The organism is Rhizobium sp. BK591 (assembly GCF_014195045.1).
GTDB classification, from domain to species: Bacteria; Pseudomonadota; Alphaproteobacteria; order Rhizobiales; family Rhizobiaceae; genus Rhizobium; species Rhizobium anhuiense.
Map to the genome: position 1 here is coordinate 316797 of NZ_JACIAZ010000001.1, position 19616 is coordinate 336412.

Sequence of the window (19616 nt, forward strand, 5' to 3'; positions counted from 1 at the left end):
TCAGTCTGCGGAGGGGAGAGGCCCGGCGGTTTCGCCGGGCTTTCTGCTTCTTGGAAGCGATTTGGCAAATTGCCAGGCCTTCTTCCATTTCGGCGTGATGATGCCGTTGGCGGCGCGGATATTGTTGATGAACTGCAGGGTCGCTGCTTCCCAGGAATATTGCATGGCGAGCTCACGCGCCTTCTGCCGCGAGGCGGAGAGGGCGGCAAGGCAGGCGATCTGCAGGTTGGCATCGAGTGCCCCGACTTCACTGTCCTCACCGATGATGTCGAGCGGGCCGGTGACCGGATAAGCTGCGACCGGAACGCCCGATGCCAGCGCCTCGAGGATAGTATTGCCGAAGGTGTCGGTGAGCGAGGGAAAGACGAAGACATCGGCCTGGGCATAGATTTTCGCCAGATCCTCACCGAATTTCACGCCGGTGAAGTGTACCTGGGGATAGCGTTGCTCCAGTTCGGCGCGCGCCGGGCCGTCGCCGACGACGACTTTCGAGCCGGGCAGGTCGAGATCGAGAAAGGCCGGCAGGTTCTTTTCCAAGGCGACGCGACCGACCGTCATGAAGATCGGACGGGGGAGGCCGAAAGGCTCGTCTTCAAGCGGCATGGGGTGGAATTGCGAGGCGTCGATGCCACGGGTCCAAGGCATCAGGTTCTTGATGCCGCGCGCCGATAGCTCGCGGGCAAGGCTCGGTGTCGCCACCATGCAACCGGCACCGCCATTGTGGAACCAGCGCACGAAGGCATAGAGCCAGCTCTGCGGGATCGGCAAGCGGGCAGAAACATACTCCGGAAAACGCGTGTGATAGCTTGTCGAGAAGGGCATGCGCTTGCGCAGGCACCAGCGCCGGGCAGTGAGCCCCAGCGGGCCTTCGGTGGCGATATGCACGTAGGAAGGATTGTGCTTTTCGATCTCGCGGGCGACGCGGCGGTAATTGGCGATCGACAGGCGGATCTCGGGATAGGTCGGGCAGGGGATGCTGTGGAAGCGCTCCGGCGTCACCATCGAAACCTCGACGCCCATCTTCGCCAGCTCGCGATTGGTGTTCTCGATCGAGCGCACGACGCCGTTCACCTGCGGATGCCAAGCGTCGGTGACGATTACCAGCCGTTCCGGCAGATTACCGGCGGCTGCGGCACTGGCCCAGCTTTCGCCGCTATAAGTGTTTGCCGGACGTTGCAACATGTCACGATTTCCATCTGCGTTGCAGTGATCTGGCAACGCTCAACCCCAAAGCGGGGTTCCGGAACGGCGATTCCCGCTTCTCTATTTTGAGGCATGACCATGATGGAAATATTACAGCCGCATGCCAGCATCTGCAGGGCCTTAGCGGCTCGATCCCCGCGAATATGTCAGCGGTCGATCGCAGTTCTCTTACGGAAAGAATGACGGCGCCGGTCATGGACCGGCGCCGTTTGGGAGGTTAAGCGGCAGCGGAAGCCGAGCTTGCTGTCGGAACTTCCGAAATCGTCTTCAGAACCTGCGAAGCGATCTGGTAGGGGCAGCCCTGCGAGTTCGGGCGGCGATCTTCCAGATAGCCCTTGTAGTCGTTCTTGACGAAGGAGTGCGGAACGCGGATCGAAGCACCACGGTCGGCAACGCCGTAGGAGAACTTGTTCCACGGAGCCGTTTCGTGCTTGCCGGTCAGGCGCTTGTCGTTGTCAGGACCGTAGACGTTGATGTGGTCCATCAGGTTCTTTTCGAACTGCGCCATCAGCGCTTCGAAATAGGCCTTGCCGCCGACTTCGCGCATGTACTTGGTCGAGAAATTGCAATGCATGCCCGAGCCGTTCCAGTCGGTGTCACCGAGCGGCTTGCAGTGATACTCGATGTCGATGCCGTACTTTTCGGTCAGGCGCTGCAAGAGGTAGCGTGCCATCCAGATTTGGTCGGCGGCCTTCTTGGAGCCCTTGCCGAAAATCTGGAATTCCCACTGGCCCTTGGCCACTTCGGCATTGATGCCTTCGTGATTGATGCCGGCAGCGAGGCAGAGGTCGAGATGTTCTTCGACGATTTCGCGGGCGACGTCGCCTACATTCGAATAGCCGACGCCGGTGTAGTAGGGACCCTGCGGAGCCGGGTAGCCCTGCTCGGGGAAGCCGAGCGGACGGCCGTTCTGGTAGAAGAAATATTCCTGCTCGAAGCCGAACCAGGCATCTTCGTCGTCGAGGATGGTGGCGCGGGCATTCGATGCGTGCGGCGTGACGCCATCCGGCATCATGACTTCGCACATGACGAGAGCGCCGTTGGTGCGGGCCGGGTCGGGATAGATGGCGACCGGCTTCAGCACGCAATCGGAGCTGCGGCCTTCAGCCTGCTGCGTCGAGGAGCCGTCAAAGCCCCAGAGCGGAAGCTGTTCCAGCGTCGGGAATGCGTCGAATTCCTTGATCTGCGTCTTGCCACGCAGGTTCGGTACCGGAGTGTACCCATCGAGCCAAATATACTCGAGCTTATATTTTGTCATCGTGACTCTCTCAATGCTACGAAGGTGAGCAAATCCGGAGACGATCTCGGCGCGCAAGCGCATCCGACCGCCAGGGGATGACGCTTTAAAAGCATGTAGCGTGCCAGTTCAGTTGCCGGGCCAAAGAAAAATCGCGAATCAGCCAGTCGACGCGCATTTTTCTTTTTCCAGAAACAGCCCGATTTGACGGTCGAGGGCCCTATCTTCAAGCAGAACGCGGCTTTTCCGCTTCGGAATCGGATGAAAATTGAGGCGTTAGGGCTGAAATGATGAAGTGTTGAACAAATAGGCGGAAGCTTTCGGCCTGGTCAGCATGTCGAGCGGCTATAATTACAACAATGCATATATATTGTGCAATTTGCATAAACTATGTGCATTGTGCTATGGTAATGGTCCTGAATGTTGATGCGCCGTGCTGAATGGAGGCGATCTCATGCCCACCGGTTTCCATCGTGAATCCGCAACGATCTACCAGTTTCCCGTCAAGCCGATGCGGGCCACCAACCGGTTCGAACGCGCCCGGCTGATGGAGCGTGAGGCGGCCGATGTCTGCGATGCGCTCGACAGCTGCTGGTATCATGACGAGGCGGTTCGCGAGTCCGATCGGCCGAAGAAGTCCTGATTTCGAAATCCTGATTTTCCTGGCACCCGACCCGGTAAAGCGGAGTTTTCGGCTCGTGCGGGGATCTAAGGCAGCGGTGCTTCCCTGGCGCGCGGTGCAGGAGATGCCGACAAGGCGGGGGCAGCGTTCGTAGGGTGTTCTCAGCGCGGGTTCAGCCGCGATCCAATCCAAGCTTTTCCTTTGCGACCAATGCGCCGTGTTCGCTGACGACGCGGGCTGCGACCTTTGCGGCGAAGCGGGCGGCGGCCGGTGCGTCCGAGGTCTCAAGGTAGCGGGCAAGGAAGGCGCCGTTGAAACTGTCGCCGGCGCTGGTGGTGTCCACCACTTTCTTCACCTTTTCGGCTGGAACGAAGGTCTCCTCGCCGGCAAAATTCAACCTTACTCCGTCTGCGCCGTTCTTGACGACGATATCGACAGCGCCCAGCGTGCGATAGCGGTGGATCGTTGCCTCGATGGAATCGTCGCCGAAATGGGCGGCCTCGTCGTCGAAGCTCGGCATGACGATCACGGAGGAGCGGGCGCCCTCGCTGATCGTCGTATGCATGACGTCGTAGCTCGACCAGAGGCGGGGACGGATGTTCGGATCGAACACGACGAGCTTGCCGGCGGCCTTGGCGCGGCGGACCTCGGCGAGCAACGTCTCAGCATCCTCATGCGGCAGGATGGCAAGGGTGATGCCCGAGAAATAGATAACGGCAGCGCTTTCCACCGCCTCGCGCAGACGATCCGGGTCGGCGGCCAGGCTGCGGGCGGCAGAGCTGTCGCGCCAATAGCTGAAGGAGCGTTCGCCGTCTTTCAGGTTGATCATATAGAGGCCGGGCGTCCTGCCCCTGATGCGGCGGATGAGGCTCGTGCCGATGCCTGATTTGTCGATGAAGGCCAGCATCTCCTCCGACATGGCATCGTCGCCGAGAGCGGTGAAATAATCGACCGACCAATCGGCGGCAAGGCAGGCGCGGGCATACCAGGCGGTGTTGAAGGTATCGCCGGCGAAGCCTTTGCGCAGCAGGCCGTCGCCTGCCTGCGAGAGCTCCACCATGCATTCACCGATCGATAGAAACCGTCTGCTCACCTTGTCCTCCCGGCATGAGAGCGCTGCAGATCCAACAGGACACGCTAAGGACGCTCTATCACTTTGAATTGGCGGATTATCCGCTGCTCTTCATTCGCTGATACGCGGAGCCGGGCGGAGTGACAAGCGCCGATATCACGGGAGATGAAAGCCCGCCTTCACCGACGAGGCGAAGGCGGGCTTTCAGAAGGATGCCTATTCGTGGATGGTATAGCTGCCCATCGCGCAAAGATCCTGCGTATCCTCTGTGGTTGCGAGGTTTGAGCCTTCCTCGAATTCGAAGCGCATGTCGTATTTGCAGACGGTGCGGCCATCGGCGATGGTGATATCGATGCTCTCGCCCGGATTGAGAACGTCGTCGCCGAAGACGTCTTCTTCCCATTCGCCGACGCCGGTCGGCGAACTGTAGAAGCGCGTCAGGACGGAGTTCGTTCCGTTGGTGAGCTTGAAGTTCAGATCTTCGGCATGCGACGAACCGGCGGAGGCGGCGATCATCGTGGCGGCGAGTGCGATCAAAGCTGATATTTTCGATTTCATGTAAGCGTTCCCCTGGCTTGCGATTAGGCCGAAATGGGATAGCACGCGCTCATAAAATCTTTCTTATTGGGGACTTTAGATCCAAAAATAATCCGCTTCGTTCTGACAATGGATGGCGCATCAGGCATCCAAGGCGAAGGCCGCTCTCACGCGGCCCTCGTTCCGTTCATGGCCTGTCCATATGATAACAGGCGGCCTTCTGGCCGGGACGGACCTCCTCGGTCGGCGGCATTTCGGTGCGACAGATGTCGGTCGCCTTCCAGCAGCGCGGTGAGAAGACGCAGCCTTTCGGCGGGTTGAGCGGTGAGGGTGGATCACCCTGCAGCCGGATGCGGGTGCGCAGGCGCGCGAGCTTCGGATCCGGGATCGGCGCGGCGGAGAAGAGTGCCTGCGTGTAGGGATGGGCGGGATGGTCAAAGACGGTGGCGCAGTCGCCGGCTTCGACAACCCTTCCGAGATAGAGCACCAGTACATCGTCGGAGATCAGGCGCACGACGGAGAGGTCGTGGCTGATGAAGATCAGCGTCAGGCCGAACTCCTTGCGCAGCTTGCGCAGAAGCGTGATGACCTGACCCTGGATCGAGACGTCGAGGGCCGAAACCGGCTCGTCGCAGATGATGAGTTTCGGTTTGGTGACGACCGCGCGGGCAATGCCGATGCGTTGCGCCTGGCCGCCGGAGAATTCATGCGGATAGCGGTTGATCATTTCCGGCACCAGGCCGACGGCGGTCATGATCTCGCGGACACGTTCGGTGCGCTGGGCTTTGGAGAGTTTCGGCTCGAAGACGGTGAGCGGCTCGGCGATGATGTCTCCGACCGTCATGCGCGGGTCGAGCGAGGCGATCGGATCCTGAAAGATGATCTGCATGTCGCGGCGGGCGGCGCGCATTTCCTCGTCCGTGAGGTCGAGAAGGTTCCGGCCCTGCCAGAGGATGCGGCCTTTCTGCGATTTCAGCAGCCGCAGGATGGAGCGGCCGAGCGTGGACTTGCCGCAGCCGGATTCGCCGACGATGCCGAGCGTGCGGCCTTCGCTGAGGTCGAAGCTGACATTGTTGACGGCAGTCAGGAAGATCGGCGGCTTGAAGAGGCCTTTCGCCGGCAGCTCGAATTGGGTCGTCAGGTTCTCGACCCTCAGAAGCGATCGTTCAGCCATGGTTGAGCAACTCCTCGCGACGCGGGAAAGGGTGGTAACAGGCGGCGCAATGGTGCGGCGCCAGCGTTTCGAGCGGCGGCGGGCGATCGATGCAATCGTCCTGGACCTGCGAGCAGCGCGGAGAGAAATTGCAGCCCTTCGGCAGGTGCTGCAGGTTCGGCGGGCGGCCCGGGATGACGACGAGGTCGTCGACATCCTGGTCAGGGCGCGGGATCGAGGCATGCAGCGCTGCGGTATAGGGATGGGCCGGGTTGTCGAAGAGCTCGTCGACCGGCGCCTCCTCGACGATGCGGCCGGCATACATGACGGCGACGCGGTCGGCGAGGCCGGCAACCACGCCGAGATCGTGGGTGATCATGACGAGCGCCGTGTTCATCTCCGCCGTCAGATCGTTGAAGAGATCGAGGATCTGCGCCTGGATGGTGACGTCGAGTGCCGTCGTCGGTTCGTCGGCGATCAGAAGTTTCGGCCGGGTGAGCAGCGCCATGGCGATGACGATCCGCTGGCGCATGCCGCCGGAGAGCTCATGCGGATAGAGGTGGAAGCGCCGCGTCGGGTCGGGGATGCCGACGCGTTTCAGCATGTCGAGTGCGGCGGCGGATGCGGCGCGCGCCGTGAGCCCACCGTGAACCTCGAGCTGCTCCGTCAGTTGCCGGGAAATTTTCAGCGATGGATTGAGGGCGGTCATCGGGTCCTGGAAGACCATTGCCATATCCTTGCCGCGGATCTGGTCGAGTTCGCGCGGTTTCAGCGCCAGCACATCCTTGCCTTCCAGCAGCGCCTGTCCCGTCGTTTTGCCGTTCTTGGCAAGCAGGCCCATGATGCCGAGGAAGGTCTGGCTCTTGCCGGAGCCGGATTCGCCGACGATGGCGATGCGCTCGCCGCGCTTGACCGTCAGGTTCATGTTCGAGACCGCCTTCACCTCCCCATCGGGTGTTTTGAAGGTGATCGAGTAGTCTTTGAGTTCGAGGAGGGTGTCCGTCATTTAACGATCCTTCGGGTCGAACGCGTCGCGCAGGCCGTCGCCGATGAACAGCAGGCTGAGCAGCAGGGCCACGAGGAAGCTGGCCGGGAAGATCAGCAGCCAGGGCATGCTTTCCATGGCATCGGTTCCCTCGGCGATCAGCGTGCCGAGTGAGGTCAGCGGCTCCTGCACGCCGAAGCCGAGATAGGAAAGGAAGCTTTCGGTGGCGATGATCTCGGGAACGGTCAGCGCCGCGAAGATCACCACCGGGCCGACGAGGTTCGGGATGATGTGCTTGATGATGATCTTGAACGGCCGCTGCCCGGATGCGCGGGCCGCCTCGATGAATTCGCGATGCTTGATCGACAGCGTCTGGCCGCGCACGATGCGGGCCATGGTCAGCCATTCCAGCGCGCCGATCGCCGCGAAGAGCAGATAGACGTTGCGGCCGAAGATCACCATCAGCAGGATGACGAAGAGGATATAGGGAAGCGCATACATGATGTCGACGAAGCGCATCATGATCGCATCCAGCCTGCCGCCGATATAGCCCGATACCGCGCCGTAGAGCACGCCGATGAAGACGGAGACGACGGTCGCCGTCAGCGCCACGGCAAGCGAGACCCGGGTGCCGTAAAGGACGCGGGCGAGAAGGTCGCGGCCGTTCGGGTCGGTACCGAAATAGTGGCCGGTTTCGATCGAGGGCGGTATGCGGAAGGCCGCCCAATCCGGATCCTCATAGTTGAAGGGAATGAACCAGGGGCCGAGGAAGGCCGCAAGGATCAGCAGCGCCAGGACGAAAATCGACAGGACGGCTGCCTTGTTGCGCCCGAGGCGGCGTAGCGCATCCCTGGTGAGCGAACGGCTTTCGGGCGCAAGGCCCTCCGCCTCCAGCAGTTCCTGGGCGAGCAACTCGCGTTTTGCGGGATTGAGGATCATCGGTTTCTCACTTTCGGATCGAGCCACGCATAGGCGATATCGACGAGAAGGTTCAGGAACACGATTAGCACCATGTAGAAGATGACCGTGCCGAGAACCATGCCGTAGTCACGGTTCAGCGCTGCGTTGACGAAATAGCGGCCGATGCCGGGCAATCCGAAGATGCTCTCGACAACCAGCGAGCCGGTGAGAAGGTAACTTGCCGCTGGACCCAGATAGGAGACGACAGGCATCATGGCGGGCTTCAGCGCATGGCGCATGACTGTCAGGCGGGGACCGATGCCTTTGGCCTTGGCAGTGCGAATGAAGTTCTGATTCATCACCTCGATCATCGAGCCGCGGGTGATGCGCGAGATACGGCCGGCATGCGGCAGCGCCAGAACGACGATCGGCAGGATAAGGTATTTGATCGAGCCGTCACCCCAGCCGCCGACCGGAAACCAAGCGAGACGGATGCCGAAGACGAGCTGCAGGATGGGCGCAATCAGGAAGTTCGGCAGCACGACGCCCACCAGAATGAGCGCGCCCAGAATATAATCCGGTGCCTTGTTCTGATAGAGCGCCCCAAGACAGCCGACGGCCACGCCGACAATGATGGCAATCAGGAAGGCAGCCGTACCGATGGTGAAGGTGTAGGGCAGACCGATCATGATCTGCTGGGCGACGGTGAAATCCTCGCTGGCGAAGGAGGGGCCGAGATCGCCCCGGAGCAGGTCACCGACATAGATCAGGTACTGCTGGATGAGCGGCTTGTCGAGATTGTAGTGGATCGCAAGGTTCTTCAGGATCACCGGCGGCAATGGCCTTTCGCCATCGAAAGGGCCGCCGGGGGCAAGGCGCAAAACAAAAAAGCAGGCTGTGACGGCGATCCACAGAACGGGGATCGTCGATAGCAGGCGACGGAGGGCGTATTTGATCATGATCGTGGGCCGGTCCTTTCCGCAATGCGCGGAAAGGACCGTTTTCCCTTACTCTTTCATCGACAGCCAGCGGGTGCGGTGGATGTCCTGAATATTGTCGACGAAGCCTTCGATCTTCGGCGAAACGACGTTCTTCGAGACATAGTAGTAGATCGGCAGGGCGGCGGATTCATCCAGCGCCAGCTGTTCGGCCTTCTTGAAGATCGCCGCACGCTTGGTGAGATCGGTCTCGGCGTTGCCTTCCTTGATCAGCTTGTCGTATTCGGGATTGGACCAGCGGCCATAGTTCATCTGGACGCCTGTCACCAGGAGGTTCAGGAAGTTGTCCGGGTCGTTATAGTCGGCGAGCCAGCCGGCGCGGCCGATTTCGACCTGGCCACGCTGCATCTGGTCGTAATGCACCTTGGTTTCGGCATTGACGAGCTCGACATCGACGCCGAGCGGCTTCCACATGGAGGCAATGGCGACGGCGATGCGCTTGTGGTTGTCGTTGGTGTTGTAGCTGAGCACGGCGTGCAGCGGCTTGTCCGGGCCGAAACCGGCTTCGGTCAGAAGCTTCTTGGCTTCGGCGACCTTCTCGCTATAGGGCAGGTCCTTCCAGCTGACATAGGCCGGCTCGCCGTAATTCGCTGTGCCCGGCGGAACCCAGGAATAGGCCGGCAATTCGCCGGTGCCGAGGATCTGCGGGCCGATCACTTCACGGTTGATCGCCATGGACAGAGCCTGGCGGACGCGCTTGTCGCTGAAGGGCGGCTTCTGCGAGTTGACGACGTAATAGTAGAGGCCGGAGAAGGGGGCGACGTGCGCCTGGCCGGGCAGGTTCTTCTTCATCCATTCATACTGGTCGGTCGGGAAGTCGGTGAGGATGTCGAATTCGCCGGCGCGATAGCGTTTCAGCGCGGCTTCCTGGTCTTCGAGCACGAAGAACTTCGCGCCGTCGATCTTCAGGTCCTTGGTGTCGTACCACTGGTCGTTCTTGACCGTCGTGACATGCGAGCCCGGAACCCATTCGACCGGCTTGTAAGGGCCGTTAGTGACGATGTTGCCGATCTTGACCCAATCCTGACCCTTCGCCTCGACGACATGCTTCGGCAGCGGATAGGCGGTGTAATGCATCAGGGCATTGAGGAAATAGGGCGTGGCATTTTCGAGCGTGATTTCGAGCGTCTTGTCGTTGATCGCCTTGACGCCGAGCTGGTTGAGATCGGTGATCTCGCCCTTGTTGATCTTTTCGGCATTCTTGATGGTGAATTGCAGATAGGCATAGTCAGCGGCGTTCTTCGGGTCGACGAGGCGCTGGAAGGCGAAGACGAAGTCTCCTGCCGTTACCGGCTGGCCATCGGACCACTTGATGCCGTCGCGAAGCTTGAAGGTGTAGACCTTGCCATCAGGCGAAATCGTCCAGCTTTCGGCCTGGCCTGGGATCGGATTGTCCTTGGCGTCCTCGGTGACGAGGCCCTCGAAGATGTCACCGGCGATACGGTTCTCCCAGTCGCCTGACAGTTTCTGCGGATCGAGCGACTGCGGGTCGCCACCATTGTGAATGTTCAGCGTGGCCGCATGCGCCGAAAACGCCAGCAATGTGCCAAGCATTGCAGAGGCGAGAAATTTTTTCGTGAATTGGTTCATGGTGGGTCCACCTTTCTAGGCTTTGCGCCTTTATTAGACATTTGTTCCCGGTGTTTGACCTCTTACGTGCAGGTCAGTGCGCACATTATCGCAAAGGCTTTGCGTTGCAACCCCAAATCCGGTGGGTGGAAAGGGGTTGTGGACAAGCCTATATACGTCTCCCCCTTGTCGGATCGCGACGATGCCTCCCGGCCTTCGCAGCGCCTTCATAACGGCTTCACATGGTTGTCTTTTGTTTCTTCCGCTTTAGTGTGGCGGGCGCAAACGAGGCAGGAGATGTAGCCGATGGCATTGCAGGCAGGCGGGAGTGCGGACTGGTGGCGCGGCGCGGTGATCTATCAGGTCTATCCGCGATCGTTTCAGGATACCAACAGCGACGGGCTCGGCGATCTCAGGGGAATCACCCGCCGGCTGCCGCATATTGCCAGCCTCGGCGTCGACGCGATCTGGCTCTCGCCCTTCTTCAAGTCGCCGATGGCCGATATGGGCTACGACGTTTCCGATTATTGCGATGTCGATCCGATCTTCGGGACGCTCGCCGATTTCGACGAGATGATGGCCGAGGCACACAGGCTCGGCATCAAGGTCGTCATCGACCAGGTGATCTCGCACACATCAGACCGGCATCCCTGGTTCGTCGAGAGCCGGTCGAGCCGGACCAATTCCAAGGCGGATTGGTATGTCTGGGCCGATCCGAAGCCTGACGGTACGGCGCCGAACAACTGGCTGTCGATCTTCGGCGGACCGGGCTGGGAATGGGATGGCGTGCGTCGCCAATATTACCAGCATAATTTCCTGACCTCACAGCCGGACCTCAACTTCCACAGCAAGGCAGTGCAGGATGCGGTACTGGAGACAGTGAGGTTCTGGCTCGACCGCGGCGTCGACGGCTTCCGGCTGGACACAGTGAACTATTATTTCTGCGACAAGCAGCTCAGGAGCAATCCGCCGCACGAGCCGGACGAGGACGACGCAGGCCTCGATGCGCCCGACACCAACCCCTACGGCATGCAGAACCATCTCTACGACAAGACGCAGCCGGAAAATGTCGATTTCCTCAAGCGCTTCCGGGCGCTGCTCGACCAATACGAAGATCGCACGACCGTCGGCGAAGTCGGCGACGGCGCGCGTTCGCTGAAGACGGTCGGCGCCTATACGAGCGGCGGCGACAAGCTGCACATGTGCTACACATTCGATCTGCTCGGACCGGATTTCACCGCCGTGCATATTCGCGGCTGCGTCGAGGCTTTTCAGAAAGCGGTGACCGACGGCTGGGTCTGCTGGGCTTTTTCCAACCACGACGTCATGCGCCATGTCAGCCGCTTTGCGCGGACGGAGGAAGAGCGGCCCGTCATCGCCATGCTGGCGATCTCGGTGCTTGCGGCGCTGCGCGGCTCGATCTGCCTCTATCAAGGCGAGGAACTCGGGCTTCCGGAGGCCGAACTCGCCTTCGAGGATCTGCGTGACCCCTATGGCATCCGCTTCTGGCCGGCCTTCAAGGGCCGCGACGGATGCCGCACGCCAATGCCCTGGGAGGCGGGCAAAGCGCATGCGGGCTTCACCTCGGCGGAAAAGAGCTGGCTGCCGGTGCCTTACGAGCAGGCAGCACTTTCGGTGGATATGCAGGAGGCAAGCGACGGCTCGGTGCTGCATCACTACCGCAGGACGCTTGCTTTCCGGAGGAGCCATCCGGCACTGATCGACGGCGATATGACCTTCATCGGCACCAACCAGGATCTGCTCGCCTTCACCCGCGAAAAGGACGGAGAAAAACTACTCTTCGTCTTCAACCTGACGCGCGAACCGGCGGAATTCCACCTGCCTGATGGCGTGGTGCTTGAGGAACCGCTCGAGATGCCGGGCTTCGGGGCGATGGCTGGCGTGGGATCGGTGAAGCTTGCGGCGCTCGACGGGTTTTGCGCGCGGGTTTGATGTTCTTTCTGCCGTAACCATGAAGGCAACATTCAAAGGTCGCCCACTGCGAAATCAGCCCTAGAATTGCATCACCCGATCAACGCGAACTTATCCACGTCAACCATGCCGCGGTCGGATATCTTCAGGTGCGGGATGACCGGCAGCGGCAGGAAGGCGAGTTGGAGGAAGGGTTCCTCGAGCGTGGCGCCGAGCGCGAAGGCGGCTTTGCGCAGGTGGTGCAGTGTATCGCGGACCGTCTCATAGGGCTCAAGGCTCATCAGGCCGGCGATGGGCAGGGCGATTTCGCCGGTGACCTTGCCGTCTTCGACGACGACGAAGCCGCCGTTGATTTCGCCGAGACGGTTTGCCGCGCGCGCCATATCGTCCTCGCTGACGCCGACGACGCAGATGTTGTGGCTATCATGGCCGACGGTGGAGGCGATCGCGCCCTTCTTCAGGCCGAAGCCCTGGACGAAGCCGTTGGCATGGTTGCCGTTCTTGCCATGGCGCTCGATGACGGCGACCTTGATGATATCGTTGGCAAGATCGACCGTCGTCTCGTTGCCGCTGACCGGCAGGCGGTAGCGGCGATGTTCGGTGATGATCTTGCCCGGCATGACGCCGATGACAGGCGTTTCACCCTCGGCGACCGGCACGCCGAAATGGGCGGCGTTGACGGGCCGGGCCTTGACGCTGTCGAGGCCGATCGGAGCAACCGGTTTGCGCGAGGAAAAGAGTGCATCGGTGACCCGGCGGCCGGCGGAGAAGACCATGTCGGCGCGACAATTTTCCAGGCTGTCGAGAACCACAAGATCGGCGCGCCAGCCCGGCGCGATCAGACCGCGATCCCTGAGGCCGAAGGCGCGGGCCGCCGAGATCGAGGCGGCGCGGTAGATCGCCAGGGGCTCGACGCCGCTTGCGATCGCCGTGCGGATCATGTGATCGAGATGGCCCTGTTCGGCGATATCGAGCGGATTGCGGTCGTCGGTGCAGAGCGCCAGATAGGGCGACAGCCGCTCGGTGATAATGGGTATCAGCGCGGCGAGATCCTTGGATACCGAACCTTCACGCACGAGGATATGCATGCCCTTGCGGATCTTTTCCAGTGCTTCGCGGGCCGTCGTGCATTCGTGCTCGGTGCGGATGCCGGCCGAGAGGTAACCGTTGAGGTCGTTGCCGGACAGCAGCGGCGCGTGACCGTCGATATGGCCGCCCTGGAAGGCCTCGAGCTTGGCCATGCAGACAGGATCCTTGTGGATCACGCCGGGGAAATTCATGAATTCGGCAAGGCCGATGACTTTCGGATGGTGGCGGTAGGGCAGGAGGCGCTCGATCGGCAGATCGGCGCCGGAGGTTTCGAGATGGGTCGCTGGAACGCAAGAGGAGAGCTGGACGCGGATGTCCATGATCGTCTCCAGCGCCGATTCGAGAAAGAATTCGATGCCGGCGCTTCCGAGCACATTGGCGATCTCGTGCGGATCGCAGATCGCGGTGGTGACGCCATAGGGCAGGACGCAGCGATCGAATTCATGCGGCGTCACCAGCGAGGATTCGATGTGCAGATGCGTGTCGATGAAGCCGGGAACGACGATCCTGCCCGAAATATCGACCTCGGTCTCGCCATCATAATTGCCTGAGGTGCCGACGATGCGATCGGCGCCGATGGCAATGTCGGAGAGGACGAGTTCGCCGGTGACGAGATCGAAGAAGCGGCCACCCTTCAGCACGATATCGGCCGGCACGCGGCCGACGCCCTGGTCGATGAGACGTTCGAGCTTGGTGGTCATGGCATTGCTCACATTGCAACCGATTCCGAAACTTATAACCGATCTGCCGCCACAAGCGAGTGCCGCAAAACGAAACCGGGCGCCGTAAGGGCGCCCGGTCGTCGACGGTCAGCGATGGTTTATTCGGCAGCAACGATCTTGCCGGCTTCCCATTTGTAGAGCGAGAAACTCTGCGAGGTCAGGTCGCCGGTTTCGCCGTAGGTGATTTTGCCGATGGCGGTCGGGATCTCCTGGCCGCCCTTCAGCGCGGTCGCGACGGCTTCCGCATCCTCGGCGCTGCCGGCCTTCTCGATGCCAGCCTTCAGCACTTCGACGGCGGCATAGGCGTTCAGGGTGAAGGCTTCGGCCGGGATGTTCTTGGCGGCGAGCGCCTCGGCTGCGGCCTTGGAGTCCGGGTTCTTGGTGGCGTCCGAGGCATTGGTGAAGATGGTGCCGGCGGCGGCATCCGTGCCGATTGCCCAGAATTCGGTGTTGGAGAGGCCGTCGCCGCCGATGATCGTCGCGTTGGCGGCGAGGTCATGCAGTTGGCGGGCGAGCAGACCGCCTTCCGGGTGATAACCGCCGAAATAGACGAGGTCGACCTTCTCGGACTTGATGCGGGTGGTGAGCGCGCTGAAATCCTTGTCGCCTGGGGTGATCGCGTCATTGACGACTTCGGTGATGCCGCCGGCGTTCAGCGTCGCCTTGAAGGCGTCGGCAAGGCCCTTGCCGTAGGCGCCCTTGTCGTTGACGATGGCGACGCGCTTGTCCTTGAAATTCTTCAGCACATATTGGGCGGCGACTTCGGCCTGCTGGTCGTCGCGGCCGCAGGTGCGCAGCACGTTGGTGAGACTGCGCTTGGTCAGGTCAGGGGCCGTCGCAGTCGGAGTGACCATCAGCACGCCGTTTTCAGCAAGCACGTCCGAAACCGGGATGGCGACGCCCGAGGTCACCGGGCCGACAACGAAACGGATACCGTCGCCGACGACCTTGTTGGCGGCGGAAACGCCCTGTTTCGGTTCGCCGGCATCGTCGGCCAGTTCGAGGACGACCTTCTCGCCGAGAATCCCGCCCTTCTTGTTGATCTCGTCGACGGCGGTCTGAGCGCCGTTCTTCACCTGATCGCCATAGGCCGCGACGGGGCCGGTCAGCGGCGCGATCAGGCCGATGGTGATATCGGCATGGGCGAGCGGCGCAAAGGCGAGTGACGCGACGAGGGTCGCCGTCAATGTCTTGAGGGTCATTGTCTGTCTCCTTGGATGGGGTCATTCGACCCACGATGAGGTGCCGCGCCGGTTTTTCCGGATCGTTCAACGACCCTCAGGCCGTGCCAAGGACGATCGATATCGGCGCGATCAATGCGCCCTCCGGCCATGTTTGGCTCGAACGGGCGCAACGCCAAGATTTCTAGGAATTTTGGTGAGATTCCGCAAGATGATAACAAAATGAAACGAAAATCGAGCCGATTCGGCGCGAATCGTCGAAAAATCATCGATCTCGGCGCCGTTTTCCATTTTTTCTTGGTGCCGGTACCCCGCGTCAGCGGCGCGCCGATGAACCCTCCCGAATTTCGCGGAAGCTCTCTATCTGTCTGACTATTCGAATTCCGCTTTGAGATTAACACTTGATTCTACCAGTTAGTGTAGAACCATTGTGCGCGCATATATTGCTGCGATGCAAAAGAGCGGTCGAAATAAACAGAGAGATATTTTCAGGAATAGAGAGCTGGATGCTCAAGCGGGTCGAAGCCAGACAGGTGCGCACCGGAATGTTTGTAGAGGCGATCGAGGGTGCCTGGCAGGATCCTCTTCTGTCTAAACGAAGATTTCTCCTGCGCCGTGAAATCGATGCCCAGAAGCTTCGCAAGAGCGGCATGACAGGTGTTATCATCAACACCAGCAGAGGCCTCGACATTGATGGCCTGCCGGGCGGCAATATCGAGATCGATACCAAGGCGGCACGCGAGACCATCCAGAAATCCGTGCAGGTGCTGGAAAGTGTTTTTGGTCGACTCCAGCACGGCGACGGGATCAGCATAGATCAGGTGGCTCCGGTGATTTCCTCGGTCTCCAAGTCGATAGATCAGAATCCCACTGTCTTTTTGAGCGTTACGCGTCTGAAATCCAGGGACGAAGCGACATTCCTGCATTCCATTTCGGTGAGTGCGCTGATGATCCTTTTCAGCCGTCATCTCGGGCTTGACGAGGCTACCGTGCAGGCGCTCGGCACGGCGGGATTGCTGCACGATGTCGGTAAACTCGAAATTCCGCTCGAGATACTGAACAAGGAAGGTCCCTTGGACGAGGACGAGATCAAGATGATCCGCGATCATCCGGAAAAGGGACACGCAATCCTGTCACGCCAGGAAGGCATATCGGAGATCGTTCTAGACGTCTGCCTCAACCATCATGAGCGTATCGACGGCAAGGGTTATCCCCGCAAGCTTTCCGAAGAGCAGGTCAGCTTCCATTCGCGCCTTGCCGCGATTTGCGACGTCTATGACGCCATCACCTCCGTGCGGCCGTACAGAGCGCCATGGAGCGCGAGCCAGGCATTGAAGTGGATGCTTGGCAATGAAGGGCATTTTGATCGCCGGCTCCTGAAGAAATTCGCCCTCTGCCTTTCCGTCGCCGCCGTGAACTGAAATCCATCCATCTTCGCAACAAAAGGGCCTGCACGGGCTTACAGCGCCGCGCCTCTTTTCTGACGCGCGACGCAGGCGCTGTTGCCGGAAGCTTGCGAGCTTTTTCAGATGTTGTTTTGCAGGATCGTCCGCAGCTTGCCGAAGAGCTCGTCGATGTGTTGCTTCTCGATGATCAGTGGCGGAGAGAGCGCGATGATATCGCCGGTGGTGCGGATCAGCAGGCCGCTTTCATAGGCTTTCAGGAAAGCGGTGAAGGCGCGCTTGGTCGGTTCGCCGGCGATCGGGTCGAGTTCGATCGCGCCGATCAGCCCGGTGTTGCGGATGTCGATGACATTGGGGCAGTCCTTCAGCGAGTGCAGAGCATCGGCCCAGTAGTCGGAGAGCTCGGCGGCGCGTGTCAGCAGACCCTCTTCCTTGTAGGTGTCGAGCGTGGCGAGTGCTGCGGCAGACGCGATCGGGTTGCCGGAATAGGTATAGCCGTGGAAGAACTCGATCATGTGCTCCGGGCCGTTCATGAAGGCATCATGGATCTCGGAGGTGACGAAGACGGCGCCCATCGGAATGACGCCATTGGTCAACCCCTTGGCGGCGGTGATCATGTCAGGCTTGACGTCGTAATATTGCGCGGCGAAGGGGGCGCCGAGGCGTCCGAAGCCGGTGATGACCTCGTCGAAGATCAGAAGGATGCCATGCTTGGTGCAGATCTCGCGCAGCTTCTGCAGGTAGCCCTTCGGCGGGATCAAGACGCCGGTGGAGCCGGCCACCGGCTCGACGATGACGGCCGCGACGGTAGAGGCGTCATGCAGAGTGACGATACGCTCGAGTTCGGTGGCGATGTCGCCGCCATGCTCGGGCTCGCCGCGGGTGAAGCTGTTCTTGCCGGGCTGGTGGGTGTGCGGCATGTGATCGACGCCGGTCAAAAGCGTGCCGAACATCTTGCGGTTGGTGACGATGCCGCCGACCGAGATGCCGCCGAAATTGACGCCGTGATAGCCGCGCTCGCGGCCGATCAGGCGGAAGCGTGAACCATTGCCCTTCACCCGGTGATAGGCGAGCGCCACCTTGAGCGCCGTCTCGACGGATTCAGAACCGGAATTGGTGTAGAGAACGTGGTTCAGGCCTTCCGGGGCGATATCGACCAGCCGGTTTGCCAGTTCGAAGGCCTTGGGGTGGCCGAGTTGGAAGGCCGGCGCGTAATCGAGTTCGCCGGCCTGCTCGCGGATCGCCTCGGTGATCTTCGGGCGGCAGTGGCCGGCATTGACGCACCAGAGGCCAGCCGTGCCGTCCAGCACCTGACGGCCGGCATGGGTCGTATAATACATGTCCTTGGCGCCGACGAACAAACGCGGCTCCTTCTTGAACTGGCGGTTTGCCGTAAACGGCATCCAGAAGGCGCGAAGATCGTTCGGTGCGTTGAGGCGGTTGGACATGCTGTTCTCCTGGCCGCTGACGGCCCTTTCCCGGGGGCTTCTCGCCCATATTTTTACTGCCCGGTCAAATTATCAGGGCTTCCCAAGGCGTCAACGGGAAAAGTCCCGGAGCCCCTCCTGACGGCAGGCTCAAGCTGCTTCGCTCGATCACGGGCGAGCGCCTCGGCGCGGTCATGCTGCAAGTCTTTCCGGTGAGGGGAGCAGGAAGAATATGGCTTTCAAGAAAAAAGCACGACCGGCAAATCGCAAATTTGCCGGTCGTGCCATTAATGTTCAGGTGCTGAAATATCGCTGCCACGCCTCCGGAAACATCCCCTTGCGGCAGGGCATCGGCCGACATTCATGTCAGCGCTATCATCAAGCGGCGGATCTATTCCTGTTTTGCACGAGGTAGATATCTTCGAGCGTTGCCAGAATTTTCATGACCGGCTCGGAGGTGCTCGAATAGTAGATGGTTTGTGCGTCCCGTCGGGTCTTGACCAGCTTTTGAGCGCGCAGTTTCGACAGGTGCTGAGAGAGAGCCGACTGGCTGAGGCCGACCTGCGTCGCCAGCACACCGACGGCGACTTCGCCCTTCACGAGGCTGCACAGGATCAGCAATCTCTTCGGGTTGGCCATGGCCGACAATAAAGCTGCCGCCACGTTCGTGTGATCGGCCAAATCAGAGGTTTCCATATGTTATCTTCCTAATGCGAAACGTACATCATGCGTGCTGGCACTGGCCCCTCAGCCGAGATTTTGACTGATGCCAAAAACTAGCAACTGGGGTCGAAGATTGTATATACCTAAATTTAAGGTATCGAGTATGCTATTTTAGATATGTTTGAACAAATGTGATCGGCATCCACAGCGAGGGTTTCGAACTCGTGTCGCAGCAGAAAATCGCCGGAAATCATGTCGAAACCTGAGGAATCGATACCACAAATACGCCAAGAACCCGATTCCGGCGCCTTTAGGCGGTCAGCGAGCCTTTCGGCCACATCGGGGTGACGTTCTACTAAATCTCGCACTGCTGCCGTCGCTGCGGCGGCGATCTCTTCATTCGCGGCCGACTGGATTATCAGATCGTTGCCATCGAGCTGGTAGGCGCGGCCGAAGCCGCCATTGAGGCTGGCCTGCTCCGGCTTGAGACGGAAGAAGAGGAAATCAGGGAAGTCGATATAAAGCTTCGCCTTGGTGTGGCGATCGAGAAAACGCGTGCGGATACGTTCGTAAAACGGGTGCCCGCGCTCGACGGCTTCCGCCAGGCATTGGGTCGTCAGACGCCCGTGGGCGAGGGGATCGCCCCTGCCGGGCTCGCCGGTCAGGAGCGAGGCGCGCGGGTCGCTGCCGAGCGCCCTGGTATGGGCCGACAGCCTCGAAACCAGGATGACGGGCGTGCCGTCGATGTCGATCGCGACCAGCACGCGGCTGGCGAAGGGAAAGCCGGTCTCGGGGTCGAGAACGGCAATCGCCGCGTGCCGCGCGGAGCGCAGAAGCACGCGGGCGAGCTTGCGGGCCTCGTCGTCGGTTTCGCGTAAGGGCGAGGGCTGATCTTTCATATCCGCTTTGTGGCAAAGCGGACG

18 protein-coding genes are annotated in these 19616 nt (G+C 60.6%); 4 read left to right on the plus strand and 14 right to left on the minus strand.

What is annotated here, in order from left to right:
- Both FHX10_RS01460 and FHX10_RS01465 read right to left on the minus strand, forming a co-directional pair.
- Nucleotides 1-1182 carry a glycosyltransferase family 4 protein gene (locus FHX10_RS01460; RefSeq protein WP_063474501.1) on the minus strand — a complete coding sequence of 394 codons (1182 nt, stop codon included), beginning with the start codon at nt 1180-1182 and terminating at the stop codon, nt 1-3.
- A 238-nt stretch (nt 1183-1420) separates the two neighbouring features.
- A complete protein-coding gene (locus FHX10_RS01465; protein WP_047611346.1) occupies nt 1421-2461 on the minus strand; it encodes a glutamine synthetase beta-grasp domain-containing protein in 1041 nt (346 codons plus the stop codon).
- A 433-nt stretch (nt 2462-2894) separates the two neighbouring features.
- Here FHX10_RS01465 and gstI point away from each other — a divergent pair, with 433 nt between their 5' ends.
- A complete protein-coding gene (gstI, locus tag FHX10_RS01470) occupies nt 2895-3083 on the plus strand; it encodes a glutamine synthetase translation inhibitor GstI (RefSeq protein WP_063474502.1) in 189 nt (62 codons plus the stop codon).
- Nucleotides 3084-3234: 151 nt separating this feature from the next.
- Here gstI and FHX10_RS01475 read toward each other — a convergent pair whose 3' ends face one another.
- From FHX10_RS01475 to FHX10_RS01505, 7 genes are all read right to left on the minus strand, one after another.
- Complete coding sequence (locus tag FHX10_RS01475; RefSeq protein WP_063474503.1) at nt 3235-4155, minus strand: sugar kinase; 921 nt, start codon at nt 4153-4155, stop codon at nt 3235-3237.
- 195 nt (nt 4156-4350) lie between these two features.
- Nucleotides 4351-4692 carry a hypothetical protein gene (locus tag FHX10_RS01480; RefSeq protein WP_063474504.1) on the minus strand — a complete coding sequence of 114 codons (342 nt, stop codon included), beginning with the start codon at nt 4690-4692 and terminating at the stop codon, nt 4351-4353.
- A 166-nt stretch (nt 4693-4858) separates the two neighbouring features.
- Nucleotides 4859-5845, minus strand: a complete 987-nt coding sequence (locus FHX10_RS01485) for an ABC transporter ATP-binding protein (protein ID WP_097542065.1) — start codon at nt 5843-5845, stop codon at nt 4859-4861.
- Entirely contained in the window at nt 5838-6830 is a 993-nt protein-coding gene (locus FHX10_RS01490) for an ABC transporter ATP-binding protein (RefSeq protein WP_018243107.1), read from the minus strand. The genes FHX10_RS01485 and FHX10_RS01490 overlap by 8 nt, the downstream gene beginning before the upstream one ends.
- Entirely contained in the window at nt 6831-7748 is a 918-nt protein-coding gene (locus tag FHX10_RS01495; protein WP_063474506.1) for an ABC transporter permease, read from the minus strand.
- Nucleotides 7745-8668, minus strand: a complete 924-nt coding sequence (locus FHX10_RS01500) for an ABC transporter permease subunit (protein ID WP_063474507.1) — start codon at nt 8666-8668, stop codon at nt 7745-7747. The genes FHX10_RS01495 and FHX10_RS01500 overlap by 4 nt, the downstream gene beginning before the upstream one ends.
- Nucleotides 8669-8716: 48 nt before the next feature.
- On the minus strand, nt 8717-10297 hold the full coding sequence (locus tag FHX10_RS01505; protein WP_047611333.1) for a peptide ABC transporter substrate-binding protein: 1581 nt from the start codon (nt 10295-10297) through the stop codon (nt 8717-8719).
- A gap of 285 nt (nt 10298-10582) precedes the next feature.
- Here FHX10_RS01505 and FHX10_RS01510 point away from each other — a divergent pair, with 285 nt between their 5' ends.
- A complete protein-coding gene (locus FHX10_RS01510) occupies nt 10583-12229 on the plus strand; it encodes an alpha-glucosidase family protein (protein WP_063474508.1) in 1647 nt (548 codons plus the stop codon).
- A gap of 71 nt (nt 12230-12300) precedes the next feature.
- Here the strand turns inward: FHX10_RS01510 and ade are convergent, their stop codons facing one another.
- The gene (gene ade / locus FHX10_RS01515; RefSeq protein ID WP_063474694.1) at nt 12301-13998 is read right to left on the minus strand and encodes an adenine deaminase; all 1698 of its coding nucleotides are present in this window, start codon (nt 13996-13998) and stop codon (nt 12301-12303) included.
- A 119-nt stretch (nt 13999-14117) separates the two neighbouring features.
- Nucleotides 14118-15221, minus strand: a complete 1104-nt coding sequence (locus FHX10_RS01520) for a branched-chain amino acid ABC transporter substrate-binding protein (protein ID WP_047611329.1) — start codon at nt 15219-15221, stop codon at nt 14118-14120.
- 114 nt (nt 15222-15335) lie between these two features.
- On the opposite strand from FHX10_RS01520, the gene FHX10_RS01525 reads away from it, so the two are divergent.
- Nucleotides 15336-15572, plus strand: a complete 237-nt coding sequence (locus FHX10_RS01525; RefSeq protein ID WP_155295704.1) for a hypothetical protein — start codon at nt 15336-15338, stop codon at nt 15570-15572.
- Nucleotides 15573-15706: 134 nt separating this feature from the next.
- A complete protein-coding gene (locus FHX10_RS01530; protein WP_047614315.1) occupies nt 15707-16621 on the plus strand; it encodes an HD-GYP domain-containing protein in 915 nt (304 codons plus the stop codon).
- 104 nt (nt 16622-16725) lie between these two features.
- Here FHX10_RS01530 and FHX10_RS01535 read toward each other — a convergent pair whose 3' ends face one another.
- The 3 genes from FHX10_RS01535 to FHX10_RS01545 form a co-directional block, all read right to left on the minus strand.
- Entirely contained in the window at nt 16726-18051 is a 1326-nt protein-coding gene (locus FHX10_RS01535; protein ID WP_184389043.1) for an aspartate aminotransferase family protein, read from the minus strand.
- A gap of 357 nt (nt 18052-18408) precedes the next feature.
- Nucleotides 18409-18726 carry an ArsR/SmtB family transcription factor gene (locus tag FHX10_RS01540; RefSeq protein ID WP_003561417.1) on the minus strand — a complete coding sequence of 106 codons (318 nt, stop codon included), beginning with the start codon at nt 18724-18726 and terminating at the stop codon, nt 18409-18411.
- A 116-nt stretch (nt 18727-18842) separates the two neighbouring features.
- Entirely contained in the window at nt 18843-19592 is a 750-nt protein-coding gene (locus tag FHX10_RS01545; RefSeq protein WP_029867901.1) for a HugZ family protein, read from the minus strand.
- Nucleotides 19593-19616: the final 24 nt, after the last annotated feature.